At 45.8% G+C, this 25,517-nt stretch carries 24 protein-coding genes; 8 read left to right on the top strand and 16 right to left on the bottom strand.

The window, feature by feature from the left end; translation table 11 throughout:
* Window positions 1-25: 25 nt before the first annotated feature.
* The gene (mutS, locus tag C6A40_RS15125; protein ID WP_114191312.1) at window positions 26-2,593 is read right to left on the bottom strand and encodes a DNA mismatch repair protein MutS; all 2,568 of its coding nucleotides are present in this window, start codon (window positions 2,591-2,593) and stop codon (window positions 26-28) included.
* Between the two features lie 159 nt (window positions 2,594-2,752).
* On the opposite strand from mutS, the gene C6A40_RS15120 reads away from it, so the two are divergent.
* The 5 genes from C6A40_RS15120 (at window position 2,753) to C6A40_RS15100 (ending at window position 6,934) form a co-directional block, all read left to right on the top strand.
* Window positions 2,753-4,216 carry a tyrosine-type recombinase/integrase gene (locus C6A40_RS15120; RefSeq protein ID WP_024195068.1) on the top strand — a complete coding sequence of 488 codons (1,464 nt, stop codon included), beginning with the start codon at window positions 2,753-2,755 and terminating at the stop codon, window positions 4,214-4,216.
* The gene (locus tag C6A40_RS15115; protein ID WP_042945971.1) at window positions 4,213-4,803 is read left to right on the top strand and encodes a hypothetical protein; all 591 of its coding nucleotides are present in this window, start codon (window positions 4,213-4,215) and stop codon (window positions 4,801-4,803) included. Before C6A40_RS15120 ends, C6A40_RS15115 begins: the two co-directional genes overlap by 4 nt.
* Before the next feature lie 448 nt (window positions 4,804-5,251).
* Window positions 5,252-6,112, top strand: a complete 861-nt coding sequence (locus C6A40_RS15110) for a replication initiation protein (protein ID WP_114191308.1) — start codon at window positions 5,252-5,254, stop codon at window positions 6,110-6,112.
* On the top strand, window positions 6,109-6,363 hold the full coding sequence (locus C6A40_RS15105) for a hypothetical protein (protein WP_001513942.1): 255 nt from the start codon (window positions 6,109-6,111) through the stop codon (window positions 6,361-6,363). The genes C6A40_RS15110 and C6A40_RS15105 overlap by 4 nt, the downstream gene beginning before the upstream one ends.
* A 157-nt stretch (window positions 6,364-6,520) precedes the next feature.
* Complete coding sequence (locus C6A40_RS15100) at window positions 6,521-6,934, top strand: hypothetical protein (protein ID WP_001513941.1); 414 nt, start codon at window positions 6,521-6,523, stop codon at window positions 6,932-6,934.
* 188 nt (window positions 6,935-7,122) lie between these two features.
* Here C6A40_RS15100 and C6A40_RS15095 read toward each other — a convergent pair whose 3' ends face one another.
* From C6A40_RS15095 to C6A40_RS15085, 3 genes are all read right to left on the bottom strand, one after another.
* Entirely contained in the window at window positions 7,123-7,767 is a 645-nt protein-coding gene (locus tag C6A40_RS15095) for a hypothetical protein (RefSeq protein WP_001513940.1), read from the bottom strand.
* A gap of 313 nt (window positions 7,768-8,080) precedes the next feature.
* Window positions 8,081-9,307 carry a relaxase/mobilization nuclease domain-containing protein gene (locus C6A40_RS15090; RefSeq protein ID WP_001513939.1) on the bottom strand — a complete coding sequence of 409 codons (1,227 nt, stop codon included), beginning with the start codon at window positions 9,305-9,307 and terminating at the stop codon, window positions 8,081-8,083.
* Window positions 9,285-9,710 carry a hypothetical protein gene (locus C6A40_RS15085; protein WP_042945965.1) on the bottom strand — a complete coding sequence of 142 codons (426 nt, stop codon included), beginning with the start codon at window positions 9,708-9,710 and terminating at the stop codon, window positions 9,285-9,287. Before C6A40_RS15085 ends, C6A40_RS15090 begins: the two co-directional genes overlap by 23 nt.
* A gap of 155 nt (window positions 9,711-9,865) precedes the next feature.
* On the opposite strand from C6A40_RS15085, the gene C6A40_RS15080 reads away from it, so the two are divergent.
* Together C6A40_RS15080 and C6A40_RS15075 are read left to right on the top strand one after the other, a co-directional pair.
* Window positions 9,866-10,228, top strand: a complete 363-nt coding sequence (locus C6A40_RS15080) for a hypothetical protein (RefSeq protein WP_001513937.1) — start codon at window positions 9,866-9,868, stop codon at window positions 10,226-10,228.
* A 226-nt stretch (window positions 10,229-10,454) separates the two neighbouring features.
* On the top strand, window positions 10,455-11,084 hold the full coding sequence (locus C6A40_RS15075) for a hypothetical protein (protein ID WP_001513936.1): 630 nt from the start codon (window positions 10,455-10,457) through the stop codon (window positions 11,082-11,084).
* A gap of 88 nt (window positions 11,085-11,172) precedes the next feature.
* Here C6A40_RS15075 and C6A40_RS15070 read toward each other — a convergent pair whose 3' ends face one another.
* The 5 genes from C6A40_RS15070 to C6A40_RS15045 all read right to left on the bottom strand — a co-directional run bounded on the left by C6A40_RS15070 (window position 11,173) and on the right by C6A40_RS15045 (window position 16,537).
* Window positions 11,173-12,078, bottom strand: coding sequence for a hypothetical protein (locus C6A40_RS15070; protein WP_001513935.1), 906 nt, complete (start codon window positions 12,076-12,078; stop codon window positions 11,173-11,175).
* Window positions 12,079-12,105: 27 nt separating this feature from the next.
* A complete protein-coding gene (locus C6A40_RS15065; protein ID WP_224504639.1) occupies window positions 12,106-12,537 on the bottom strand; it encodes a Mov34/MPN/PAD-1 family protein in 432 nt (143 codons plus the stop codon).
* 49 nt (window positions 12,538-12,586) lie between these two features.
* Window positions 12,587-14,461, bottom strand: coding sequence for a ThiF family adenylyltransferase (locus C6A40_RS15060; protein ID WP_001513933.1), 1,875 nt, complete (start codon window positions 14,459-14,461; stop codon window positions 12,587-12,589).
* Window positions 14,454-15,608 carry a hypothetical protein gene (locus C6A40_RS15055; RefSeq protein ID WP_071891085.1) on the bottom strand — a complete coding sequence of 385 codons (1,155 nt, stop codon included), beginning with the start codon at window positions 15,606-15,608 and terminating at the stop codon, window positions 14,454-14,456. Before C6A40_RS15055 ends, C6A40_RS15060 begins: the two co-directional genes overlap by 8 nt.
* Window positions 15,609-16,306: 698 nt before the next feature.
* Window positions 16,307-16,537 (bottom strand): SymE family type I addiction module toxin, encoded by a 231-nt coding sequence (locus C6A40_RS15045; protein WP_044597727.1) that lies wholly within the window; start codon window positions 16,535-16,537, stop codon window positions 16,307-16,309.
* A gap of 175 nt (window positions 16,538-16,712) precedes the next feature.
* Between C6A40_RS15045 and C6A40_RS15040 the strand changes: the two genes are divergently transcribed.
* A complete protein-coding gene (locus tag C6A40_RS15040; RefSeq protein ID WP_008499590.1) occupies window positions 16,713-17,057 on the top strand; it encodes a nitrous oxide-stimulated promoter family protein in 345 nt (114 codons plus the stop codon).
* Between the two features lie 5 nt (window positions 17,058-17,062).
* On the opposite strand, the gene C6A40_RS15035 is transcribed toward C6A40_RS15040, so the two are convergent.
* The 7 genes from C6A40_RS15035 to hypD all read right to left on the bottom strand — a co-directional run bounded on the left by C6A40_RS15035 (window position 17,063) and on the right by hypD (window position 25,515).
* Entirely contained in the window at window positions 17,063-18,283 is a 1,221-nt protein-coding gene (locus tag C6A40_RS15035; protein ID WP_045336516.1) for an MDR family MFS transporter, read from the bottom strand.
* A gap of 16 nt (window positions 18,284-18,299) precedes the next feature.
* Window positions 18,300-19,061 carry an ABC transporter ATP-binding protein gene (locus C6A40_RS15030; RefSeq protein ID WP_008499588.1) on the bottom strand — a complete coding sequence of 254 codons (762 nt, stop codon included), beginning with the start codon at window positions 19,059-19,061 and terminating at the stop codon, window positions 18,300-18,302.
* Window positions 19,061-20,098, bottom strand: coding sequence for a FecCD family ABC transporter permease (locus C6A40_RS15025; protein WP_045336520.1), 1,038 nt, complete (start codon window positions 20,096-20,098; stop codon window positions 19,061-19,063). Before C6A40_RS15025 ends, C6A40_RS15030 begins: the two co-directional genes overlap by 1 nt.
* Complete coding sequence (locus C6A40_RS15020) at window positions 20,098-21,096, bottom strand: ABC transporter substrate-binding protein (RefSeq protein WP_045336522.1); 999 nt, start codon at window positions 21,094-21,096, stop codon at window positions 20,098-20,100. The genes C6A40_RS15025 and C6A40_RS15020 overlap by 1 nt, the downstream gene beginning before the upstream one ends.
* 153 nt (window positions 21,097-21,249) lie before the next feature.
* Entirely contained in the window at window positions 21,250-23,322 is a 2,073-nt protein-coding gene (gene flhA / locus C6A40_RS15015; protein WP_021241929.1) for a formate hydrogenlyase transcriptional activator FlhA, read from the bottom strand.
* Between the two features lie 64 nt (window positions 23,323-23,386).
* Window positions 23,387-24,397, bottom strand: a complete 1,011-nt coding sequence (gene hypE, locus C6A40_RS15010) for a hydrogenase expression/formation protein HypE (RefSeq protein ID WP_023344802.1) — start codon at window positions 24,395-24,397, stop codon at window positions 23,387-23,389.
* Window positions 24,394-25,515, bottom strand: coding sequence for a hydrogenase formation protein HypD (gene hypD, locus C6A40_RS15005; protein ID WP_045336524.1), 1,122 nt, complete (start codon window positions 25,513-25,515; stop codon window positions 24,394-24,396). The genes hypE and hypD overlap by 4 nt, the downstream gene beginning before the upstream one ends.
* Window positions 25,516-25,517 lie beyond the last annotated feature (2 nt).

Genomic DNA, 25,517 nt, shown 5'->3' with positions numbered 1-25,517 from the left:
ACCCGACAAAACAGACCGCAGAAAACTAAACCAGACTCTTCAACCGATAAATCCACTCCAGCGCCTGACGCGGCGTCAGGGAATCAGGATCGAGATTCTCCAGCGCTTCCACAGCAGGCGATGTCTCTTCCGCTGGCACCAGCAGCGACATCTGCGTACCATCGATCTGCGTCGCCGCCGCATTCGGTGACAGGCTTTCCAGCTCACGCAGTTTCTGACGCGCGCGCTTGATCACCTCTTTCGGTACACCGGCCAGCGCCGCAACGGCCAGACCATAGCTCTTGCTTGCCGCGCCATCCTGCACCGTGTGCATAAAGGCGATGGTGTCGCCGTGCTCCAGCGCATCAAGGTGGACGTTAGCCACGCCTTCCATTTTCTCCGGCAACTGCGTCAACTCGAAGTAGTGGGTGGCGAACAGCGTCATGGCCTTGATTTTATTCGCGAGGCTTTCCGCACAGGCCCAGGCCAGCGACAGACCATCGTAGGTTGACGTTCCGCGTCCGACTTCGTCCATCAGCACCAGGCTGTGCTCCGTCGCGTTATGCAGAATGTTAGCCGTTTCAGTCATTTCGACCATGAAGGTTGAGCGGCCGCTCGCCAGATCGTCCGCAGCCCCGACGCGGGTAAAGATACGGTCGATGGGGCCAATCTCCACGTTTTGCGCCGGAACGTAGCTGCCGATATAGGCAAGCAGGGCAATCAGCGCCGTCTGACGCATATAGGTACTCTTACCGCCCATGTTCGGACCGGTAATGATCAGCATTCTTCGCTGGGGCGACAGGCTCAGCGGGTTGGCGATGAACGGTTCGTTCAGCACCTGCTCGACCACCGGATGACGGCCTTCGGTAATGCGAATGCCTGCCTTGTCGGTAAAGGTCGGGCAGGTGTAGTTCAGCGTTTCCGCGCGTTCGGCCAGGTTCACCAGCACGTCCAGTTCCGCCAGCGCGCTGGCGCTCAGCTGCAGGTCGGCCAGGTGTGGCATCAGCATGTCAAACAGCTCTTCATAGAGCTGTTTTTCCAGCGCCAGCGCTTTGCCTTTCGAGGTGAGAACTTTGTCCTCGTACTCTTTCAGCTCGGGAATGATGTAGCGTTCAGCGTTTTTCAACGTCTGGCGGCGCACGTAGTGAATCGGCGCCAGGTGGCTCTGCCCGCGGCTGATTTGAATGTAGTAACCGTGAACCGCGTTATACCCCACCTTCAGGGTGTCGAGACCAAGACGCTCGCGCTCGCGGATCTCCAGCTTATCAAGGTAGTCCGTCGCGCCGTCGGCCAGCGCGCGCCATTCGTCCAGCTCCTCGTTGTAGCCCGGGGCAATCACGCCGCCATCACGCACGAGAACCGGAGGCGCATCAATAATGGCGCGTTCAAGCAGCTCGCGGAGTTCGGTAAATTCGCCCATGGTTTCGCGGAGTTTCTGTACCGGCGCGCTGTCAACGTCACTCAGCTGCGCACGCAGTTCCGGCAGCTGCTGGAAAGCATGACGCATCCGCGCCAGATCGCGCGGTCGCGCCGTGCGCAGCGCCAGACGGGCCAGGATACGTTCCAGATCGCCCACCTGACGCAGGACCGGCTGCAGCTCGGTATAGCGATCCTGCAGGGCGGCAATCGTCTGCTGACGGCAAACCAGCGTAGCGGTATCGCGAATCGGCATATGCAGCCAGCGTTTCAGCATACGGCTGCCCATTGGCGTTACCGTATTGTCGAGGACCGACGCGAGCGTATTTTCTACGCCGCCCGCCAGGTTCTGGGTGATCTCCAGGTTACGGCGCGTGGCGGCATCCATGATGATGCTGTCCTGCTGGCGCTCCATGGTGATAGAGCGGATATGCGGCAGGGCGGTGCGCTGGGTATCTTTTACGTACTGCAGGAGGCAACCTGCCGCACACAGCCCGCGCGGGGCATTTTCAACGCCAAAGCCAATCAGATCGCGGGTGCCAAACTGCAGATTCAGCTGCTGGCGCGCGGTATCAATTTCGAATTCCCACAGTGGACGGCGGCGCAGCCCGCGACGACCTTCAATCAGCGCCATTTCGGCGAAATCTTCGGCGTAGAGCAGTTCTGCCGGGTTGGTGCGCTGCAGTTCGGCAGCCATCGTTTCACGATCGGCCGGTTCACTCAGACGAAAACGCCCGGAGCTGATGTCCAGCGTCGCGTAGCCAAAGCCTTTGCCGTCCTGCCACAGCGCGGCCAGCAGGTTATCCTGGCGCTCCTGAAGCAGGGCTTCATCACTGATGGTGCCCGGCGTGACGATGCGCACGACCTTGCGTTCCACCGGACCTTTTGAGGTTGCGGGGTCGCCGATCTGTTCGCAGATGGCAACAGACTCACCCTGATTCACCAGTTTCGCCAGGTAGTTTTCTACCGCGTGGTGCGGAATACCGGCCATTGGAATGGGTTCACCAGCCGATGCGCCCCGTTTGGTCAGCGAGATGTCGAGCAGCTGCGATGCGCGTTTGGCATCGTCATAAAACAGCTCGTAAAAATCGCCCATACGATAGAACAGCAGGATTTCCGGATGCTGTGCCTTCAGCTTCAGATACTGCTGCATCATCGGCGTGTGGCTAGAGAAGTCCTTATCAATGTCTTCATTCATATTGATTTTACTCATTTTTTAATTCTTTCAAGTGCTCATGTGGCCTCAGGTAAAACCCCTTTAAACCCACATAAACCCATAAATTTGTAGCTCACTTGTAGCCCAAGGCGTGATAGATTGGTTGTACTCCTTCTTTGGGCTACAAATGGTGGTGATACTTTGAAAACAACTCTCAACCAGGCTTTTATTATCAACAAGTTAAGTATTAATGTTAAGCCTGAACTCAGTAGCTCTGGAAAAGTCGTTTTCGAAGCCAACCCTGACCAAAAGCCTTACATAGTTTTTGACGATCATCGAGATTCACCTGTTGGCTTTGGTGTGAAGGTCAGTTTGACGAAAAAAACCTATGTAATCCAGCGAAGAGTAGCCTCGTCAGATCGTAATGTCAGCGAGGGTAAGAAGCCAAGCTCTGTCTTGAAAGTAAAGGTTGGAAATGTGTCTGATTTTCCGAGTATCGATCAAGCCCGTGAGGTAGCTCGACAGTTGGTTCAGACCATGATCGCAACAAAGAGAAATCCCAACAAGATTAAGAGGGAACTCGATCTTGCTGAATTGACCGTGAGTGAAGCTTTTGCCCAATACAGGAGCCACTTACTTGGCAGAACCAAACCCGCTAAACCAAACACTCTCAATGTGTTAGACAAAGCTGAGAATCGGTTGAAAGAATGGCAAAACCTTCGGATAAAAGATCTTACGGGTACTGAAATCCTTAGTAAGTTTGATGAAATTGCTTCAAGAGCAAGAACGGCTGCTGAACAAACTTTCCGATGGGCTAATGTTGCAGTTAAACATGCGATTGAAATTGAAGCTGGCAATGCCCAGACACAACAACGACAACCTTCGCTGTCCTATAATCCTTTTTCAATTTTAAAGGTACAGAAGAAGTTCAGAACGCGATCTGAACTGGAGGATAGCTATCGTGCCAAGGGAGTACGAAACCCATTGTCTCCCAAAGATACCCTGGGACGTTTTCTAACTGCATTACACAATAAGCGAGGTTTTAATCGGTTGGGTTGTGATTATCTGTTGCTAACCGTTCTGATTGGAGCCCGGAAAGAAGAAACCGCTGCACTGTGCTGGCGAGAGACTCTGACAGAAGAGGAAGCCAGAACGACAAGCTACGTCGATCTTGAAAACCGAATGATTCGATTCTACGACACCAAAAACCGTAATGACCATGAGTTGCCAATCTGCGATGCTACAAAGCGAATTCTGGAAGATCGAAGAGATATCGTCAACGATAACGAAAAGCGAGCAGATAAACGCAAATGGGTTTTTCCGGCTCGTTCATCACGAAGTAAGGTTGGACACTATTCCGACAGTAAAAGCCTACGTGAGTATATCTGTCAGGAAGCAGGCATAACGAAGTTGGGTATGCATGATCTGCGCAGAACCTTTGGCCGTGTTGCAGAAGAGCTAACTTCATATGCAGTTGTGAAAAAGTTGCTTAACCACCGCAATACCACCGATCCTACGGAAAGGTATGCTGTGCCAGATAATCAGCGAGTTTTTGAGGCACTTCAAAGGATTGAGTTGCATATGCTAATGACTGCACCTAAATTGTATAATGCACTTTTAGCATCTGCGAAGTATCCGCCATTACCAGAAAGGAAAGAGGGATGAGTGTTGTTGAGACGTTAAGAGAGTTTTCAGAAGTATGGAAGCTTTTTAGTGAGATTCCTGATGACGCGACACTTAATGTTGAGTTGGCATCTCTGTATCTTGGTATTAGTGTAAAATCACTTGCTCGATATAGGCAAAATGGCGGGGGACCAGCATATATCCAGTACCAAGTAGAAAATAGCAAAGCGAGAAACCAGCGAGTAAATTACTTGCTAAAAGATCTTCGAGCGTGGCGTGATAATCATAAGGTCCAAAATACTATGCACGCAGCTCAAATCCGTGGATTAACATTTACGTCATTAACCGATTTATGTGAGCCACATCCATTTTGGCTGTCTAATTTTTCAGGACAAAAAATAATATCTCATGCTTTGACAACCTCTGATGATCTTTTTAGAAAGTTATTGTCAGAGCCTAATGTTGATATAGTCTGGATTTCTGTTGAGCAGGCTATTTTCAAAGAGTGGGAAAATAAAAATGAACGAATTATTTGGCACAATATTTTCATAACAATTCTAAATAATTTGAGCTATGCTTCAGAAGCAGCGCAAGAAAGATATACAATGAATGATGTCTTGGGGAGTTAAATATAAAGACCCTTTTCTGGTTGAGTTAAAATATCAGTATGCAATATTGATTTATTTTCTGTGTGTGATAAGAATCTATAATAGAAGCAATAATTTCTTAGAGATTTAAAAAATAAAAAAGATAAGTAAATACTAAATTAGCAAGAAAAAAATCACGGTCTTTACTTTTCTATTTTCTCTCATTTTATTCTGGATTGAAATTATTTATAGAGTTTTCTTTTTGTTATTTTAATATATCCATGGCTATTAAATGTTCTCTATTAATTGCTATTGACACATAAAATTCCAACCAGAAACCATATAATATCTGATATGGTTAAAATAGACACTTGACAATGTTTTATATTGTATTATTTATAGAGTGGTAAATAATTTAATATATAACACTCCTTTTTTAATTAGAGGTATTTAATGATATTCGGAGGGGTAATATGAGAGGGGGATGATAATGAGAAAAGAAATATATAATGAGGATAAATACAAGAGCCAAATACAAAAATATGCTCTATGCTGTGATGATTTTAATGATGGTGTATACAGGAAACCGAGAGAGAAAGCTACCTTAAAGAAATATATAGGATATAACAATAAATATTTTATAAATGGTTTTGTTTTTGATGTGGATCATGAATATGGGGCAATTGCATGGGATATGGCTGGACTGCCTAAACCAAATGCGATCATACAAAATACAATAAATGGTCATGCTCATTTACTTTATGCTCTAAAAATACCAGTATTAAAAACAAACTCTGCAAAAATAAAACCACTAAGATTAGCTTCTGTTGTGCAGTGTGGATTTACAGAAAGATTAAAAGCAGATAAATCTTACGCTGATATTCTAATGAAAAACCCTCTTAACATCTTTGAATGGAGAACCACGTGGACAGATATTAAAGCGTATGATCTATACTATTTAGCTGATTTTGTTCCTGATGTAATTAGAAAGAATGATAGCAACAAAAGAAATATATATGGATTGGGGCGCAATGTTAATTTATTAGAAGATCTAAGAGTAATTGCATATAAAAATATACTAAAATATCAAGAGAGTAAAAATGAGCATGAATTTTATAATTATTTGTATTTAACGGCTGATATAATTAACAAACAGAGCAACTCTAACAACCCATTATCACATAATGAAATTAGGCAAATTTGCCAAAGCGTTTGTAAGTGGACGTGGAAAAATTTCTCAAAAAAACAGTTTTCAATTATTCAATCTAAACGAGGGATGAATAATTTTGGAAAAATAAAAAATACTGATACCAAAGAAAAATTAGAAAAAGCATTGAGGATATTATTATGATTATAAACGGTAAAAAAATAAAAGCGAAAGATTTAGCGAAATTAGCAGAAGTATCACGTTCAACTGTTATTAAATACTATGGTATTTCTCGTGAGGATTACTTGAAAGAGGCATCTAAAAAAAGAAGTCTTTCATTTCAGTTGAGATCGTCCGGTTTGAAATGGAAAGAGGTGGCTCAAAAGATGAATACTACACAGCACAGTGCGATTGGGTATTATAGAAGATATTTAGCATCACATAAAACCGAATAATTCTTCTCTCATTAAATAAATAACTTTAGTGTTATGTGCAGCAGATAAAATCTCACTGTGTAATATTGTACGGATGATTAGTGTCTATTGACACTTGTAAAAAATGTGATAATTGTATTAATAATTCAAGGTTTTTATCATAATAGGAAAGGTTAATATGAAAAATACAAAGCTTGATCTTATGGAGAGGTATTTAATTATTCTCGATAAGTTTGTGAGTAAAATATCAGAATCTGGAGTGCCGCAACAAAAAGTCATCGAACAATCATATCTATTTTGTTCTGGCTTTTATATTAAATATAAGCAAGAAATTGAAAAGATAAAATTCTCTAATAGTGATGTTGTTTTGACGTTTCTACTCTATTCATACTATAAATTTATTAATAAGTTAGATGATGATTTAATTGATAAGAGACGTATAAGGAAAATATGCTCTTTGCTTATTAATTTTATTGTCGATAATGGTAGCCAATCAGAGAAGGTCTATGTTCAGGAAAAAAAGAAGTATGATGCTTTCCAGTTACAAAGAGATTTATCAATGAAAAATAAGAGAAAAAAATATGGGTTGTAATGATAGTAAAAGCCTGTAGATTTGATACAGGCTTTTGCTCTATTAGAAGTCTTATCTTTTAGTAGTTTCGTCTTCACACTGTTTTGCGTCTTATTTTTAAGGACTGATTTTCAACCGAGGAGCAGCCAACCAGAACCAGAAATGTGAATGAGGAGATAATTATTCTTTCTTATATAAATCGACTATCCTTATGATGATGTTTTATTTTTAACTAAATTATAAATAATATTTCTGATTTCGTTATCAAACCTTGAACTTTTTCTTTTCATCCATTGGATGCAGATAAAAGTTGCTGAGCGAGATAGGAGATATGTTAACCACTCATATTTGTGTTCATTGAAAACATACCCATCTTTATATCCTGCAAGTAAAATACAGAAGGCAATGAAAGAAGCTAAGCAAAGCAAAGTGAAAAGGATATAAAAAAGTTTGGGAACAGGCATCACTTTGTAGTGTGATGCCATTGATACATTATTTAATAACATTGTCATGAATGCAGGTATGACAATGAGTTTTCTGCTTAAATTTACTTTATACTCACCTGTATTCTCATTTACGATCAGAGCATCGTAATTTACACTACACCGCTCATATCCACTATATTGGCGCAACTCATATTTATGAATGCGGTGTGAATTCCTGAATGTAATACCGTAGTCAGAAATTTTTGTTTCCTCACCTGAATCATTCCTTACTAAGATCTGTTCATTAAATGATTCGATGACTTCGCCTGAAAAAGTTTCAACAAACTCGTAGGTTTCCCCTAAGAAAACGAATTTAGGAGCAACAGTTTCTGCTTGTTTACTGTTGCTCTTCATAGAGTAAATGCTCATACCGATTCCTTTTAAGTAAATGACGTTCATATTCGATGTATGAAGCAATTCAAGCTTTTGAATGTGCTGAAACTGGACATAAAAAATCTACTTTTCTCGGTTGTAAATAAATAGCCTAGATAAATCAGTCTGTTATGTCGGTTATTACAAATTTTCATTTTGACTGATTTTGAAAAGAAGGCAAATCACTTGTACCGATCGATTGAGTAATAATGATAGTTATAGGCTATCATGAATGATTTATCGATCGGTATAAACGATCGATTGTGATGCGCGTTCTATCCATCCAAAGACCGAAAAAGAAAAGTTATGCCTACAATGATGGTGATCGTTTGCGGTGTACCGAGACAGGCTCATCTGTTGTGGCGAGGCATAAAGGGGCTATCTTCGTAATCCTTATCTTGCTGATAATACTAGGGTTTTTAGGGCGTTTAAGTGTTAGTATTTTGATGTTTTTTAGTAGACTAATAACTGCATCAATATAGGGAATTGTTTCTAGCCATCTAAACTTAGGTATTTCTAAGCTTAATTTTTGAGCATCAGTTAACAGCCCTTCGCTATTACTAGGAATTGTCGAGATACATTCTTTGGTATAATCGGTATCGTATCTATCGTCATGAGAAGTTTTACAAAGTGCAAGCATTTCTATCGTGGGATTAACCTCTTCTATTACAATCCCAGAAGGAGGTATCATATCAAGAGTTTCACTGCAAGATGCTTTTAAATTGAAAAGAAAACCGTTGTCGCGATCTGGAATATAATTGATCCTGTTCTGTAGAGCAGGCCATGAGTAGGTTTTTCCTAATTGCGATGCTTTGAAAGCCATATTTCCATATTTAAACGAGAATCCATTCATACGACCAGTAGATGAGATGTTTGGAACAGCTACAATGTTCTTTTCTTTGAGTTGATGTACAAATTCTATAGTCGAAAGATTTTTGACAAGCAAGGTTTCAATGGCTTCCTGGATTATGACTTTAGAACATGGCTTACCAGTTCTTTTTTCCAACATATCCTCACCACGACTTTTTTTATTTTTCGACTTAGATGATTGCGCTCCAATAGCTGATGGCCCTCTAGTTCGGGTTAATTTATAATCTTCTTCCAGTTCTTGGATAATACGTGTACTGATGAGATTTTCATTTTTACCTAAGTAGACTCTGCCATCAATGAGATCAATACGACAGGCGATAATGTGGATATGTTGACCGCTAATATCATCATGTAGAACATAGCATTTTAGATGTGTTTCCGAGAAACCCATACGTGCCATGTAATCATCAGCGATATTAGACCACTGATAATCTGTAAGCGTATCATCTTTTGGTAATCGAAGTGAATTGTGCCACACCGGTTTTACTATATCTTCTCGAAGCTTTTTGGCTGTATTAAATTCATCGATTAACTCAGTAGTAGAGCTTCCCAGCATGTTTCCACCGATTACTCTTGGTACAGTTTTATGATGAGATACTGATTTCAAAGCATAGTGAATAATTCCTGAGAAACATTTTCCTCTTTTAATCTTCTGCATTCCCTTCATCAGATATCCTCCAAAGATCAATATTTATGAGATGCAAACGAAGCTCAGAGATTTGACGTCTAACGGCAAAAAGTTCTGTATTTGTCAAACAGCTTCCATCACTCTTGTTATCAAGATGGATATTGAGCTTATTTAGGTTTTGCGATATCTTCCCTAATTCTTTCCAGGCATCGAGATTGATTGGAGGAATGAGGGTGGGGGTTGTGTTCAGAAAGCTCTTTCGAAGCCATTCACCTTTTCTTATGTTTCCTCGTTTTTCATTTAAAAATTGTAATTCCTCTTTATTAAGTCTAACACTAACACAGTGTTGCCTTAGTTTATCTCTATATAAATTAGCGTTATTGGATTTTAAATCAATGTTTTTATTTTTGTAATTGTAGACGCCAGTATTATTTTCAAACATACAAACTCCTTTTTTATTTTTATAAATTTATTATTCTTTATTTGCTGTAATGTCAAGTGGTGTTTATTGATATATGTTTATTTATCAGCATTACTCTTGACATTTTATAATGATCAGATAACTTGTGGGAAATATAATAACAAGGCGGAGGGAATATGGAAAAATATATTTCAGCATTCAATGAGATTGATTTGCTTATGGAAGGATTATTCGAGAGATTAAATATAGGGATAGGCGAAATTAATGCATATCCAAGTGAAGATATGTTTAGAATTATCGTAAATAAGACAGAAGTTGAGAGTTTGAAATCAATAAATGAGATGTTTGCAAAGAATTATTTTTCGGAAGCTCATAGGCTTATGAGCCAGAATGTGTATATATTTGTGAATTGGTGGTGCGATAATTTAAATTTTATGTCGGTAGATATACCTTCGCTAATTGCTTCAAAAGAAAAAGAATTAATCATTTCAAATGCTGGAAAATTACGTTCTGGAAATTTTGATAAAAAAAGACTATGACCTGCATCTTTCAGTGTAATTTAATAAATGGTTATTTATAGTCTCTTTAAGAAGTGTGTGCGTATTTTTTCGACTGAAAGGAGAAAAAACAAGGGAAACTTTAATAAGCGTAGCTTCTTAAAGTTAGCCCTTGCTTATCTTACAAACAATTTGTTGATGGAGATCTTCACGGTTTTTAGCTATAATTGTCTTCCAATGATATGGCATATCACGAAAAGGTGATTTAATGAGTGAAACTAAAAATTTAAAAGAATCGAATAAAACTACTATATATGCAGTTATAACTGTACTCTGCGTTGTTATATTTTTAATTCAGTTAGGCATCGAAGGATATGTTAATATCAAGAATATTTATGCGGGGCTCGGTATCTCTGGAGGGGTATCCGTCATATCGTTGTTATTAGTTAATATCATTCCTCAAAACTTCAAACATATTCTGGTCTTTTGGCGGGTTAAACGAGTATTGCCAGGAAATAGAGTTATTGAACTTTGTCGTAAAGATGAACGTCTGAACATGAATGATTTACAAAACAAATGGCCTGAGCTTTTTCTGCATGATATGCCAGAGCAAGATAGGAATCCCTTTTGGTATAAAAATATTTATAAGAAAACTGATTCAAGTGCTCAGGTGATTGATGCTCATAAAAATTTTCTTTTATTTAGAGATTTATGTAGCGCAACCTTAGTTATGTTTTTATGTGCTGGTTTATTGAAATTTATTTCAATTGATGGCTTGCATATAAAATGGATTGTGCTTGCCTTTCTTTTCATAATGACCTTTATTTTCTCAGTTATTTCAAGACATTATGGTAATAGGATGGTTACAAGTGCAGTGGCTGTCGGTGCTGATAGTTAGTATTTAGTTCTTAGTAATAAGAGTATAGTTTGAAATTATACTCTTATTTTTTAAAAATAGAGATTAATATTGCATTTTGAATGTGAATCTATAACGTATATTCTTTTTCTACTGTAAGTGAGCCGATGTAGTGCCCGAGAGATGCGTCATATACTTGTTCATCAATCAAAGAGTCTTTTTCATAGGCTGCATTCGATACGTAAAAATGAACTTTATCATCGATGCATTTCATTGTAATATCACCGGCTCTGTTTTGGGTTATTTTTTGGTATCCGGTATAGTAATTTAAATGTCGAGATGGGGCTTCTCCGATGATAATATATTGAGGATCTAACTTTTTCAGCCATGAATCTGGTATTTTTCCTGACTTTCTACCATGATGTGCTGCAAAAACAATTGTGGTTTTTTCTAAGTGTATGTCATTAGCAATATTTTCCATAAATTCAGTTTCAAGGTCTCCTAACCACATTATGCTGGCACCATTATTGAGGCTATATCTAATTACTGCTGAGGCATTGTTATAACTTTCACCTGTTTCGCAGGCACTTAACGCCTCAATAAAGAAAGGGTTATTTAGTTCAGGCCATAGAACACTTATTCCTGAGCTTGAACGGTTTTCATCACTTTTATTCATCCATTTACGTGTGCATCCCTTAGAAATATAAAAAGCTTTATCACAATCATCACGTAAGGAACAGTATCTCTCAAATGAAACTGTAATATCTTTTTTTATCGCTTTATTTTTTATTACATAAAAGTTATGGATTTTTATTTCATCATCAAGCAGATGAATACCCCCGAAATGATCTTCATCAGGATGAGTTGAAATAAATCGCATTATACTCTTTTGAGCTGATTGCTCTTTTATTTCTTCTATAATGCCTTTGGCATTTCCAGTATTAATGTTACAATCAATGATTGTGAAATTATCACTATTATGCTTTATATAACACATATCACCATTTCCTACTGAAAAACTTTTAATTATAGACACTTTGCTCTCCTTAATTTATAGTCTTTTCTAAATCGTTGTTGTTTGATTTTGATATTTAAATTGGTATATCTTTTTTCCATCTGCCGCTGCCAAATAACAATTAGATATTACATTTTGATTAGGAATTATTAAAATTATAAAAAATGGTCTGTTATGTTTAGATTTGGTAAATAACTCATGAATGCTATTAATATCAGTAGGTGATGGGTTTGCAATAGTCTCGTTGTGTGTATGCCAGTCGCCTAAATAATGGAAACCATTTTCAAATTGTATTAGTATTTCTTGTTTCGCTTTTTTCTCATCTAATTTGAAATAGTTTCTTTTCCTTATATCAGATGAGCAAGGTATTGAGATTTTATTTATTTCTATTTCTGTGTTGTCAAGTTTATTTGTAAATAACATTCCTCCAGACTCTTTACTTAGGAAATTTTTCTGTCTATAAGAAAATAACTCTTCCATAATATCTTCACTGATGCATATATAAAAATTTAAATCATAACTATAAAATTTATGCATCGTTATTCATCCAGTTTGAGTTTTCATAAATCAAAGAAATGATTCGATCGCCTTTATTTGGATTGCCAAATTTATTTATCCAACAATCATTCCATTGACCACCAAGTTCTACCAGTTCTTCTTGTCTACCAAGATAGCTATATGCAAAGGAACTGTCAGGAAATCTATTCAATATTAAGTCAATTATTGTTCTTGCAGCAAGTGAATGTAAGTTTGCTAAAGGTATCGCTCCATAAGGCTGAAATTCTCCAGCACAAGCAGCAATTCTTTTTTTTGTATTTTCTTTCCAATATGTAGCAGGATATCTCAATGCACCTATTTTTTCACCTTGTGTGTAATGCCAGGCATTAAAGGCACCAGAATCTATTTGATTTACTATTACATGTCCAGCCATTGCATGGGCTTCAACAAAAGCAAAAACAAGAACTCCCAAATTACACTGAGATTGTTTACTTAACAGTTGTTGCTCGGTATTCCAATCGGCAGTGCAGCTTAGGATAAGGTCAGCCTCAGTAATTCTTGTACTTGATTCAGCGTTTTCGGACCATTCTTCATTAAAATACTCTATATTGGTGTTTGGAAATTCTAAACGAAGTTTGGATGCGAGAGCAGATGCTTTATTTTTGTTAACAGAATCGAACCCCAGGAGATGTCGTGAAGAATTTTCTGATTTCATAGAGTCTTCATCCCAGAGCATTATATTTGTAATGCCAGATTGTATTAACAGCCTCGATATAGATGAACCGACTGAGCCACATCCGATTATAGCTACTGTATGCTCAGATATTTTTTTATAAGTAGGATTATGATCTCTACCCATTATCCATGAGTTATCGTTACGTTCAACTAAGATGTTTTGTGCTTTTAACTCACCAATTCTATTCTTTAAAATGCGGCCATTGATATAATCTCTATGACCATCTAATAATGAATTAATGTGGAATCGACCGTTAGCGATAGCTCTTGTATCATATCTATCTGTATGACGATCACCTACATTCTCAGAAATTCGAATTCCTATAATATTCATTCCTGAGGGCGTAGGAAATGCTATTAAAACAGTTGGGTTGCGATTATATATATTTGCTATTGATTTTAAAATAAACTCATCAACTATATCTGGCTCATTATGATATTCATTGATTAAATTGAATAAATCTCTTATTGTTCTTGGATATTGTTCTGGATACCATGCATTTTCAAAAAATATTAATGGAATAGATATTATTCTGGAAAGTTGTCTTTGACGTAGGTTTTTATCTCTTGCATTAGAGTTATCTGAATTGGAAGATAGTAGTTTCTGGTTATCTAACCAATTAATTAATTTTTGTTCACCATCAGAATATATCCATCCTAATGTTTTTGCTTTGTAGCCGTATACTAATCTTGTGTTCTTTATGTTCAAATCACATAGGCTAATAACACGTTCTATTTTATTGCAATGATAAATCCAGTAATTCTGAAACTCGTCAATAAAATCATCTCTAAGATCTCCTTTGATGCCTTTTTTCAACATCGAATAGGCATCACTTAATAATTCAAGAACATATGAATTATCACTCAAATCAATAATGTATGTATTTGGCCAAACACATAGTTTACCATTTTTTTCTATATGAGGTAATTGACATACATTTATTGCTGGAGATGATACAAATACTTCTGGGATATCATGCTGTGTTAAACTTTTATACCTTATTTGTAATACAATTGAGTCGTCATTGAATACTAAATCTGTAGGTAATTCCCAGACACATATATATTTTTCATCAAGAATAGATAATTCAGTATTGGACAGCTTCCTTGCACCATAAGGTGCAAGGATTTTATTTAACTGATCTATCTTTTTTTTAAGACAATCAGGCATAACCACCACCACCTTGTCTATTTACGACAGTATTAGATGATTCTGCCATACCTAATGTAGATGCCGCTATCTTCTTAATACCATTACTGGAAATTTCAATTTCCAAAGGAACATTTTTCCCATTTTTTTTATGATCAGATACGCACAGAAATTGACCGTTTTTATCATCTGTTATTTTTTCATACTCTTCTTTTGCTCGGTAAGCTGGAGGATCTTTTTCATCGTCTTCAATTGTTTTCGAACTTGATATAATGAAAGCATTTTGTTTTGCACGGTTAAATACCTCCATTGCTTTTTCAGAGGTTTTTGCATCATCGCCTTTTTGGCTTAGACTATCATGAGATATACTGTGCCAAGAACAATGATGTGGTGTTTGTAAGATATCATAATCTAACCATGACATTTCATTCTTGTCTGACAGACGATCCTTCACACCTTCCCAGCACACAACCTCAGCATCACCTCCACTTAAAAAATAAGCAGTTTTGTTATCACCTTTTAATTCAAAGTTTATGATAACACTCGAATGATTTTTACCTAATTTATCTTCTAACTCGTCGAGATCTTTCTTGGGTGATGGACCTAATAACCGGGCTTGAAAAACTGATGAAGATTCTCCGTTAATATAACTGGTTGTATTATCTAATTCTAAAAGAATATATGGTATATCATCAGTTTTACCATTCTCGTCTTTTCCTAAAACCAAGACTTGATTTCCGACACCATCCAAGTAGCCCTTCTCTTTGTAAAGATTAACTCTTCTCTTCACTTCTGTATTTAACGCTATTGCATCATCACATAATGGGTGATTTTGAGCATGATGGCGTCTAAATACAATTGGGCTTGACCAAATTTCATTGATAAAAATTTTATCGCTCTTTTCACTCCAATTTTCAGGTTTCCCCAAGTGAAAGTGATCAGATACTCCATCACAATGATCTGAATCAGGATGCGTCCAAATAAAAAGATTGACGAAAAGACGCCCTTCGCTATCTCGAGAGAGTTTTTCTCTAAGTTGTGAGCGGACATCAGGATGTTCTTCTCCATCCCTAATACGGCAATCGATTAATATATTTTTTCCATCTTCAGTTTGAATAAGTGTCATATCCCCATTACCTACGGGGAAGAAACATAGTTTTGCAGTCATATTATTTCCTTTTTAACTGTTTCTTGATGGTACTATGTTGTCATTGCTGTGTAGGATTTTAAAATCCCAAAAAAGTAGTCATAACTACATCAACAATTTTGCCAACAGGCTTGTTTACATTCAACCCTCAAAAAATGGCAAATCATATGCTCATAGTTTCTACTACCGCATTTTTGTGATGGATTTAACATTTTGAAACTAGTTAAGAAATAGAGAAACCAAGAAAACACATACTTAACCCATAGCCCTCGACAGATACCATACGTGCCAACGACCATCCAAACAGTTTTTGACGTATTACCTAGAAACGCCATACGCAGCGGAGATGGCATCGGATTTCCTAAGACACAACAGTAAACCTGCTGTGAATGATGTTTTTGCCGATGAGTTTTTAGAGGAAAACTTACCTTTTAGAAATCCAGCTTATACAAGAGCAGCCAGATTGATTTCACTATTTGTAGCCTATAGGTAGCTTGTTGTGTTTGTTTTTATTTAAATATTCATACATATCAATTTACTATAATCTTATTTTCTATACTGCTGCATCATCGGCGTATGTGCGTCGAAATTGTCGAGTGTGCTCATGGAGTTATGATGTCCATTTCTTTGAATATAAACCGTTTTGAGCGGCTCAGTGGCCGTTTGTTCCTTCTATTGTCGCATGAAAAAAAGGTACGGCGCAGAAAAATGTCGCCGCTTTACGAGGCGTCTTCCGGCATGAGCTCAATGACGATTTTTCCATGCTCCACACCCACTCGCACCCGGGAGTGGGTGGTAAACCCTGCCTTTTCAAGCCAGTCACCTTTTAAGCTCAGTGCCGCATGCACGCTGTAGCGCTTCGGTATCTTGGTATTGCGGTCTTCATGGCGCTTTCTGAAATATCCCACTGTTAAATGGCGATAGGGTTTGTTGATAGCGAGTTCTTGCATAGGGTCTCCCGACAACACGGATAAAAGTCATTACTGATGCCTGTATAAAATACCAGTGATGGTTGGGCCTTGCAGGGCTAAAACTGGAATCAGGCTTCAGAAAACGACATGCAATAACTGAAATCCCGCATTGAAAGGTGTATTATTTTTGCACTTTATTGTTCGGTAAGTCGCTATGTCCGGTAAACGAATTTCACGCGAAAAAGAGACCATCGCGAAAATGATCGCGCTGTATCAGAAGCAATGTCCTCAGGCCTCTGTGGAAGAGGGGCACTATCAGGCGCTAAATGCCTATGCCGATAAGCGTCTGGATAAATGCGTTTTCGGGGAGGAAAAGCCCGCCTGTAAACAGTGTCCGGTCCACTGCTACCAGCCTGCAAAACGCGAAGAGATGAAGCAGATTATGCGCTGGGCAGGCCCGCGAATGCTCTGGCGTCACCCCATTCTGACCGTCCGCCATCTGATGGATGACCGTCGTCCCGTACCGGAACTGCCGGAAAAGTATCGTCCGAAAAAGTGACCGGTTCAGCTTCTGAGCGGGCGGCAAATCACGTTAAGGGCCAGCGCGCTGCAGAGCGGGAAGAGGGCGAGCAGCAGCCAGGGGAGCATCGCCTGCGTTGAGGGCACCAGCGCGCGATCCAGCAGGCTGCCAAACAGCAAATTTCCGGCCAGTACCGCAATGCCTCCGGCGGTGGCGAGTGCGCCGTAGTGCGCCCCCAGCGTGGACTCCTCGGCAAACCGGGGGACCAGGTCCTTAGCCGAGGGTACCAGCAGCATCTGTCCCAGCGTCAACAGCGTCACGAAACAGACCGACGGCAGCAGGCGCAGCCAGCCCTCTGGCGGTGCCGTCGGTGCAAAGATTGCCACGCTTGCAAAGGCGGCGGAGAGGAATAAAAAGCCCACCGGCAGGATCCTCACCGCGCCCACGCGCCGGGCGAAACGCGCCAGCGGCAGCTGTAAAGCAACAATCAGTACAGAGGCCAGCATAAAAAGCGGGCCGAGATCTTTCTCGTTACCGCCGGCGCGCTGTATCTCTACCGGCAGCGCCAGATAGAGCTGGTTATAGCTCAAAAGCCACGAGCTATAGGCAATGATAAAGGCGACAAAGCGGGGCTGGCGAAAGGTCGTCCACCAAGGAACGAGCTTCAGCGTCCGCGCGGCATGGCGTGACGCGGGCAGGCAAAAGTAGAGAACCACCATCGCAACGAGAAAGACGCCAGCGCCCGCCAGCGCCACCTGGCGAAAGCCCAGGCCGGTGAGCAGGGCGCCGGCAACCGGGCCCAGTACCGCACCGAGTTCCCCGCAGACCGCAAACAGCGCGAACCACTCCGCCCGGCTTCGTTTACCTTTCGCCTCGCTGTGCGTGCCCGCTTTCGCCAGCAATGCCTCAATAGAGGGAGAAAACAGCGCGCCGCCCACCCCCGTCAGGCACGCGCCCAGAATAATCGGCCACAGCGATTCTCCAAGCGCCAGCAGCAGATACCCCGCGACGCGAATAATGCACCCGCTCAGGATAACGATTTTCGCGCCAAACCGGTCCGAGAGCGCGCCGCCGACGATAAACATCCCCTGCTGAGAGAACGTGCGCAGGCCGAGGATCAGCCCGATCAGCCCGCCGGAGAGCAGCATATCGTCGCGCAGGAATATCGCCAGGAAGGGGACAACGGCGTAAAAGCCGATGTTAAAAACAAACTGGCTACCCAGTAAAACGGGCGGCCAGAGCGTGGTGGCAGGGCGAAGGGGCATCGTTGGTCACTCGCCCCTAAACGATAAAGTGAATGTGTTTTTTGCCATGAAACGGCGAGATCTCGATTTTGGTTTTGACCCGGAATACGTCCCAGAGCAACGACTCGGACAGGATGTCCTGCGGTGTCCCCGTCGCCACAATTTGCCCTTTCTGCATCACAATCAGCGAGTCGCAGAACATCGAGGCGTGGTTGAGATCGTGGATAGCGACAATGCTGGTGACCGGTAATTCGCTGATCAACTGCATCAGCTGCATCTGATGATGAATGTCCAGGTGGTTTGTTGGTTCATCCAGCAGGATTTCCGTCGGGGTCTGGGCCAGCGCGCGGGCAATGTGGACGCGCTGGCGCTCGCCGCCGGAGAGGCTCAGCCAGCCCTGGTCACTTTTATCCAGCATATCCACGCGCTGCAGAGCGGCGGTGACGGTTTCGTCATCGTGCGTGCTCCAGTTGGAAAAGGCGGAGTGGTGCGGAATCCGCCCGAGTTTGACCACGTCGCGCACGCGCATGTTGGCGTCAGTCATGCCGTGCTGCTCCACGAAGGCGACCCGGCGGGCCAGCTGCTTTTTGGCAATACGAGAGATGTCCTGGCCGTCCAGCGTCACACAGCCCGCATCCGGGCGACGCAGCCCCGCGAGGATACGTAAAAGAGACGATTTGCCGCAGCCGTTAGGGCCAAGCAGTCCTACCGTTTCGCCCCGTGAAACCTTCAGCGAGACGTCATTAACGATGACTTTTTTGCCGACCTTCCAGGTAATATTTTCAGCGCAGATGCTCATCACTTATTCCTTGAGCGGTAGATAATCACGGCAAAGAACGGAACGCCAACCAGCGCGGTGACCACGCCGACGGGCAGGCTTTGCGGCGCAATCAGCATGCGCGAGGCAATGTCTGCCAGCACCATCAGGATCGCGCCTGCCAGCGCGCTGGCAATCAGCAGCGTGCGGTGCAGCGGCCCGAACAGGAAACGCATGACGTGCGGCACCACCAGCCCGACAAAGCCGATTGACCCCGCCATGCTGACGATGGTCGCGGTGATCAGCGCGGTGGTGGTAAAGAGCGCCAGGCGCACCCAGGGGACAGCAATGCCCAGCGACGCCGCGGCGTCATCACCGAACGTAAAGGCATCCAGCGCCCGGGAATAGTAGAGGCACACGGCTAACCCAATCAGCACCACGACCAGCGCCAGCTGGAATTCAGGCCAGCGTACGCCGCTGAAGCTGCCCAGCAGCCAGAACATCACGTCGCGCGCCTGCTGGGCACTGGCGGAGGTGCTAATGGTGTAGGCGGTAATGGCGTTAAAAAGCTGCGAGGCGGCGACGCCTGCCAGAATCGTACGTTCATTCCCGCCGCGCGCCCCGTTCGTCAGAAACGCGACAAACGCAAACGCGGCGAACGCCCCGGCAAAGGCCCCGGCAGAGAGCGACACCGCACCGGTGCCGATCCCCAATACGACGACAGAAACCGCCCCGGTCGATGCGCCCGCGGACACGCCGAGCACGTAGGGTTCCGCCAGCGCGTTCTTCAGCAGGCTCTGCAATACGGCCCCGCAGATGGCCAGACCTGCGCCGCAGCAGGCCGCCACCAGCGCGCGGCTCAGGCGGAAGTCCCAGATCACGCTCTCATAGATGCGAGTGAGCGGAACATCGGTGAGCCCCATTTTATTGCTGATGGCGTAAAACACGTTATCCAGCGGGATGGACAGCTCGCCGACGCTGACGCTCAGCGCGATAACCAGAAATAGCAGGACAAAGGCGAGCAAACACGAGGTCGTCAGAACCAGGCTCTGCCTGGCCTGAAGGACAGCGGTGCTCATCAGTTCAGCCCCAGTTTTCTGAGCTGTTCGCCAACCTGCTCAGCCCCGTAAATCGTGCGAATTGTCGGGTTCATGGCCTGACCGTCCATCACCACGATATGGCCTTTTTTCACCGCGTCCAGCTGGCTGACGGCCGGATCGCTTTTCAGGAATTTGATTTTCTCTTCCGCGTTATCCAGCGCCCAGCGGTTGCGGTCCAGGCTGGAGACCACAATCACATCCGGATTGGCGGCAATAATGCTTTCCCAACCCACGGTTGGCCATTCGGTCTCGGAGGTGATGGCGTTATGCCCGCCCATCAGGCTGGCGATAAACCCGGAGGGGCTATTTTTACCGCCTACGTAGGCGTCCGCAGAAGGGGAGGAGCTTGAGAACCAGAAAACAAAGGAGAGATCTTTTTTGTTTTTACTGAATTCCTGGCGCAGGTCAGCCTCACGTTTTTTGAAATCGGCAATCACGGCCTGACCGCGGTCTTCAACGTTAAAGATTTTGGCGAAATCCTCAATCTCCTGATAGAGATACGTCATATCCCACAGTTTCTGGCGGCTGCCGTACATATCGCCGGTGGCTTTTTTGGTCGCACACATGCCCGGGGACACGTAGCTGTTCACGCCCAGGGTCATCAGATCGTCGCGTTTTGCGACCTTGCTTTCTGGCCCCAGCAGCAGCGGTGACTGCGCGGGGACAAAGTCGGGATTTTGCGCAAGCACGGATTCAAGGGTAGGGATTTCGACCGTCAGGGTTTTGATTTTTGTGTTCTGGTCCGCCAGCTGCGGCAGCACTTTCGTCGGCCAGAAGGCGCTGGCCTTCACCTTATCTTCCAGCCCCAGCAGGAGCAGAATTTCGACGGTATTCTGACCCAGAGCCACGACGCGTTCCGGCGCTTTGGTGAATGTCTCTTTATAGCCACAGTTTTCAATCGTCAGAGGATATGTGGTTGCCAGAGCAGAACTGACCGACGCAACCGCCAGGCCTAACGCGCAGATGACCTTCTTCATGAAACGCTACCCTTGATTAATATTATTATTGATGCAAATGAAACTCATTATTAAGGCGGAATTTTATACAGAGGAAACGATTTTGTGTCAATGAGGGACAATTGCGCAGGGTAACGAAAGGCGGTGCCAGAAAAACACCGCCGGATTGGGGGCTTAAACCAGGCTCTCTTTGTCGATCCCGAGACGCTTCATGCGCGACAGCAGGGTAGTGCGTTTTAACCCTAAACGCTGGGCGGCACCTTTTGGCCCGGCGACCACGCCGTTGGTCTCTTTGAGCACGCGCATAATGAGCTGATATTCATCTTCTCCCTCTTTCGCCGTCTCGGCGGCGGGTACGGTCACGTCAGGCAGCGTCACTTCAGGCAGGGAGAGCTGCAGCACATTGCCACGCGTCAGCAGCACCGCACGCTCGATGACGTTTTCCAGCTCGCGCACGTTGCCGGGCCACTCCATTGATGAAAGGGTACGTAACGTCTCGGCAGGAATGCTGTCGATGTTTCGCCCCATCCGACGCGCGATCTTGGCGGTAAACGCTTTGACCAGCAGGGGAATATCTTCCGGGCGCTCGCGCAGCGGCGGCAGGAAGATCGGGAAGACGTTCAGGCGATAGTAGAGATCGCTGCGAAACTCACGGTCGGCGACCATTTTTTTCAGGTCGCGGTTGGTGGCGGCAATCAGCCGCACGTCAGTCTGGATAAGCTTGTTGCTGCCAAGACGTTCAAACTCCTGCTCCTGCAGAACGCGCAGCAGTTTCGGCTGTAGCTCCAGCGGCATATCGCCCACTTCGTCGAGAAACAGCGAGCTCTTGTCCGCCAGCTCAAAACGGCCCAGCCGCTGGCTGCTGGCCCCGGTGAATGCACCGCGCTCGTGGCCGAACAGGTCGCTTTCCAGCAGGCCTGCGGGCATCGCCGCGCAGTTCATCTTCACCATCCGACGGCTGTTGCGGTTGCTCAGGTTGTGGATGGCCCGGGCAATCAGCTCTTTACCCGTACCGGTTTCGCCAAGGATCAGCACCGTGCTGTCGCTTTGCGCCACCATCTCAACCTGCTTGAGCACGCTGTACATGGCGTCGCTGCGCCCGATGATTTCACCAAACTCGCTGTCCACGTTGTTGAGCTGTTCGGTCAGGGCCAGGTTCTCATCCACCAGCCGCTCTTTCAGGCGGTGGATCTCCTGATAGGCGAGGGCGTTATCCAGCGCGATGGAGATACGCTCGGCGATCTGGCGCAGCAGCTTCAGGTTGGCGGTGGTAAACACGGCTTCATCACACTGCGCCAGCTTCAGCACCCCCAGCATGGTGTTGCCGGACATCAGGGGAAGCAGGCACAGGGTCTGAATCTTGTTGCCCCAGGTGTTAAACAGCATCCGCTCGTACGGAGCCACCGGGTCCTGCTCGCTCAGGTTGAGCAGCAGGATCTCTTTGCTTTTAAATACCCGCTCAGAAAGGGTGCCCGCTTCGTCCACTTCGCTCTGCTCGTGCGCCGGGTTGGCTTCATCCAGATAATGCGTGGAGTAGATGTTCAGCTTGCCCTTGCGATGGCCGCGCAGCGCGATGCTGATGGCATCGATTTTGAAATAGTGGTGGATCTCTTTCGACACTTCGCTGACCAGCTCGTCCATATCAAGGCGCGACAGCACGGCGTTGGTGATGGCGACCAGAATGCGGAAGTTGTCGCGCTCGCGGCTCAGCAGGTCGTAATCCACGTTATTGGTCACGCGGCTTTGGATCTGCTCCGCGACGACGGCCACAATCTGGGTAAAGGTGTGCAGACGCTCGTATTCCGCCTCGCTCCAGGGCTGGTCAGTCGTGCGAATAAACTCGCAGCCACCAAAAATATGTCCCTCCGCCGCGAGCGGCAGCATGCTGTAGTGGCCGAACGGCTGGTAGAGGTTGCTCTCCGCGAGCCGCGGCCACGCCGTGCGGAACTCCTCAAAGTTGCAGTGCAGCGCTTCCGGACGGGAGAGAATACGGCGCACCGGGCCATGCGCGAGATACGTTTCGTCTTCGTACTCAAACGTTTTGCCATTATCGCGCGTTGAGTAGTAGCTCGCGCGGTGCGTTCCGCTATGCCACAGTACAATCGCCGCGCTGTCGGCCAGCGCTGATTGCCTGACCAGCCGCGTCAGGGCATCGCTCAGCGCGCCGAGATCGGGCTGCTGTAAAAGTGTGCGCGTGATATCAAACAGGCCCTGCTGTCCAAGATCGCTCATCGGTGTATACGGCATTATTGCTTTCCAATAGAAACTGGCAAAAAAGAGACATTCAGTGCTGACCGCTTATGGCGCGGCTCTAGCAAATTCGGGGTAACGGTTCCGCGTGCGGCAGGTCCAGCGTGCGCTTCACGCCGTAAAGTCCGGTCAGGCGCACCCCCTTGCGCTCAACCACTTCGCCGATGATGGCGGCCTCTTTCCCTAATGGATGCGCGCGCAGCTCAGCAAGAACGGCTTCTGCCGCCGCGCGTTCCACGCCGATCACCAGCTTGCCTTCGTTAGCAAAGTTCAGTGGGTCAAGTCCCAATAGTTCGCACAGCCCCCGCACAGCAGCTTTTACAGGCAGGCCACGCTCGGTCAGTTCAATCCCGCACCCGCTGCTTGCGGCGAATTCGTGAACCACGGCATTCACCCCGCCGCGGGTGGCATCACGCAAGGCCTTCACGCCGGGAATAGCACACAGCGTCTGAATCAGCGGGGTGAGCACCGCGCAGTCGCTGCGCAGTTCACCGTCCAGCCCTAAGCCTTCGCGCAGGTTAAGGATAGTCGCTCCGTGGCAGCCCAAAGTGCCGGTTACCAGCAGCACGTCGCCCGCGCTAAGCCGCTGTGCGCCCCAGTGAATGTTGGCGGGGATAGCCCCCATTCCGGCGGTGTTGATAAACAGCTTATCGGCCGCACCGCGCTGGACCACTTTGGTGTCCCCGGTGACGATAGCGATACCCGCCTCGCGCGCGGTGTGTGCCATGCTGTTCACCACCGCCGAGAGCGTCTCCATCGGCAGACCCTCTTCAAGGATGAATCCGCAGGAGAGGTAGCGGGGAATGGCGCCGCTGACGGCCACGTCGTTGGCCGTGCCGCAGACGGCGAGCTTGCCGATATCGCCGCCGGGAAAGAACAGCGGATCGATGACGTAGCTGTCGGTGGAGAAGGCCAGCCGGTCGCCCTGGGCGGTGAGGGTGGCGAGGTCAATGCGCGCCTGGTCTTCCTGCTCGGCGAGCCAGGGGTTGTTAAAGGCCTCCATGAACAGCCGGTTAATCAGCTGCTGCATCGCCTGTCCACCGCTTCCGTGCGCCATTTCCACCGTGTTCATGCTTCACACTCCTGGTTGCGATATTGATACCACGCGGCGCATGCCCCTTCGGAGGAGACCATCAGCGCGCCAAACGCCGTTTGCGGGTTACAGGTTTTGCCAAATAACGGGCACTGATGCGGTTTGCATTTGCCGGTGAGCACCTCGCCACAGCGGGCCCGGGGATCGTCGCAAACCTGCTGCGGCTGCGGGCGGAAATGCGCTTCGGCATCGAACGCGCGATAGGCTGGCGTCAGGCGCACGCCGGATTCGGCAATCAGCCCCAGTCCTCGCCACTCGCTGTCGCCTTCGACGCTGAACACCTCCGCAATGGCACGCTGAGCCCGTTCATTGCCGGCATCCGGCACCACGCGGCGGTACTGGTTTTCGACCGCGCTCAGGGCCGCTATTTTCTGCTCAACCAGCATGGTGACACCTTGCAGTAGATCAAGTGGTTCGAAACCAGCGACCACTAACGGACGATTGTACTGTTCAGCGATAAAACCGTAGGCGTCTGTGCCAATCACCATGCTGACGTGGCCCGGTGCCAGAAAGGCGTCAATGCCGTTGCCTGGCGCTTCCAGCAGGCTGCGCAGGGTGGGGATAAGCGTAATGTGCTGGCAGAAGAAGAAAAAGTTATCGACGCCGCGCGCTTTCGCCTGCTGCAGCGTGATGGCGGTGGCGGGCATGGTGGTTTCAAACCCCAGGGCAAAAAACACCACCTTGCGCGCGGGGTTATCCGCTGCCAGCGTCAGGGCATCCATCGGCGAATAGACGATCCGGATGTCCGCCCCGCGCGCTTTCGCCTGCAGCAGCGAGCCGTTTTTCCCCGGCACGCGCATCGCGTCGCCAAAGGTGCAGAATATGACGTCGGGCCGGCTGGCAATCTCGATACAGCTGTCGATGCGTCCCATTGGCAGCACGCAGACCGGGCAGCCGGGGCCGTGGATAAACTCAATGTTCTCCGGCAGCAGCTGGTCGAGGCCAAATTTAAAGATCGCGTGCGTGTGCCCGCCGCACACCTCCATGATCCGCAGCGGTTTCTCTTTCGTATAGTCCAGCCGCGCCGCGCGCGTTTTGAGGTGTCCGATAAGCTGCAGCACCTGCTCCGGCGCGCGGTATTCATCAACGTAACGCATGA

It is taken from the genome of Enterobacter sp. GER_MD16_1505_Eko_090 (genome assembly GCF_003331015.1).
In the GTDB taxonomy this organism is placed as follows: domain Bacteria; phylum Pseudomonadota; class Gammaproteobacteria; order Enterobacterales; family Enterobacteriaceae; genus Enterobacter; species Enterobacter roggenkampii.
Note: the sequence above shows the minus strand (reverse complement) of the source record. Positions and strands in the feature narration are given on the sequence as shown.

Bases quoted from the DNA above. Each gene is read 5' to 3' on its own strand.
- C6A40_RS15100 (WP_001513941.1), top strand. From the start codon at position 6,521: ATGAAAAATACAAAGCTTGATCTTATGGAGAGGTATTTAATTATTCTC.
- C6A40_RS15045 (WP_044597727.1), bottom strand. From the start codon at position 16,537: ATGCAAGAACTCGCTATCAACAAACCCTATCGCCATTTAACAGTGGGA.
- C6A40_RS15085 (WP_042945965.1), bottom strand. From the start codon at position 9,710: ATGTTTGAAAATAATACTGGCGTCTACAATTACAAAAATAAAAACATT.
- C6A40_RS15040 (WP_008499590.1), top strand. From the start codon at position 16,713: ATGTCCGGTAAACGAATTTCACGCGAAAAAGAGACCATCGCGAAAATG.
- hypE (WP_023344802.1), bottom strand. From the start codon at position 24,397: ATGAACACGGTGGAAATGGCGCACGGAAGCGGTGGACAGGCGATGCAG.
- flhA (WP_021241929.1), bottom strand. From the start codon at position 23,322: ATGCCGTATACACCGATGAGCGATCTTGGACAGCAGGGCCTGTTTGAT.
- C6A40_RS15055 (WP_071891085.1), bottom strand. From the start codon at position 15,608: ATGACTGCAAAACTATGTTTCTTCCCCGTAGGTAATGGGGATATGACA.
- C6A40_RS15035 (WP_045336516.1), bottom strand. From the start codon at position 18,283: ATGCCCCTTCGCCCTGCCACCACGCTCTGGCCGCCCGTTTTACTGGGT.
- C6A40_RS15075 (WP_001513936.1), top strand. From the start codon at position 10,455: ATGAGTGAAACTAAAAATTTAAAAGAATCGAATAAAACTACTATATAT.
- C6A40_RS15020 (WP_045336522.1), bottom strand. From the start codon at position 21,096: ATGAAGAAGGTCATCTGCGCGTTAGGCCTGGCGGTTGCGTCGGTCAGT.
- C6A40_RS15030 (WP_008499588.1), bottom strand. From the start codon at position 19,061: ATGAGCATCTGCGCTGAAAATATTACCTGGAAGGTCGGCAAAAAAGTC.
- mutS (WP_114191312.1), bottom strand. From the start codon at position 2,593: ATGAATGAAGACATTGATAAGGACTTCTCTAGCCACACGCCGATGATG.
- C6A40_RS15080 (WP_001513937.1), top strand. From the start codon at position 9,866: ATGGAAAAATATATTTCAGCATTCAATGAGATTGATTTGCTTATGGAA.
- C6A40_RS15090 (WP_001513939.1), bottom strand. From the start codon at position 9,307: ATGAAGGGAATGCAGAAGATTAAAAGAGGAAAATGTTTCTCAGGAATT.
- C6A40_RS15065 (WP_224504639.1), bottom strand. From the start codon at position 12,537: ATGGAAGAGTTATTTTCTTATAGACAGAAAAATTTCCTAAGTAAAGAG.
- hypD (WP_045336524.1), bottom strand. From the start codon at position 25,515: ATGCGTTACGTTGATGAATACCGCGCGCCGGAGCAGGTGCTGCAGCTT.
- C6A40_RS15060 (WP_001513933.1), bottom strand. From the start codon at position 14,461: ATGCCTGATTGTCTTAAAAAAAAGATAGATCAGTTAAATAAAATCCTT.
- C6A40_RS15105 (WP_001513942.1), top strand. From the start codon at position 6,109: ATGATTATAAACGGTAAAAAAATAAAAGCGAAAGATTTAGCGAAATTA.
- C6A40_RS15095 (WP_001513940.1), bottom strand. From the start codon at position 7,767: ATGAGCATTTACTCTATGAAGAGCAACAGTAAACAAGCAGAAACTGTT.
- C6A40_RS15115 (WP_042945971.1), top strand. From the start codon at position 4,213: ATGAGTGTTGTTGAGACGTTAAGAGAGTTTTCAGAAGTATGGAAGCTT.
- C6A40_RS15110 (WP_114191308.1), top strand. From the start codon at position 5,252: ATGAGAAAAGAAATATATAATGAGGATAAATACAAGAGCCAAATACAA.
- C6A40_RS15025 (WP_045336520.1), bottom strand. From the start codon at position 20,098: ATGAGCACCGCTGTCCTTCAGGCCAGGCAGAGCCTGGTTCTGACGACC.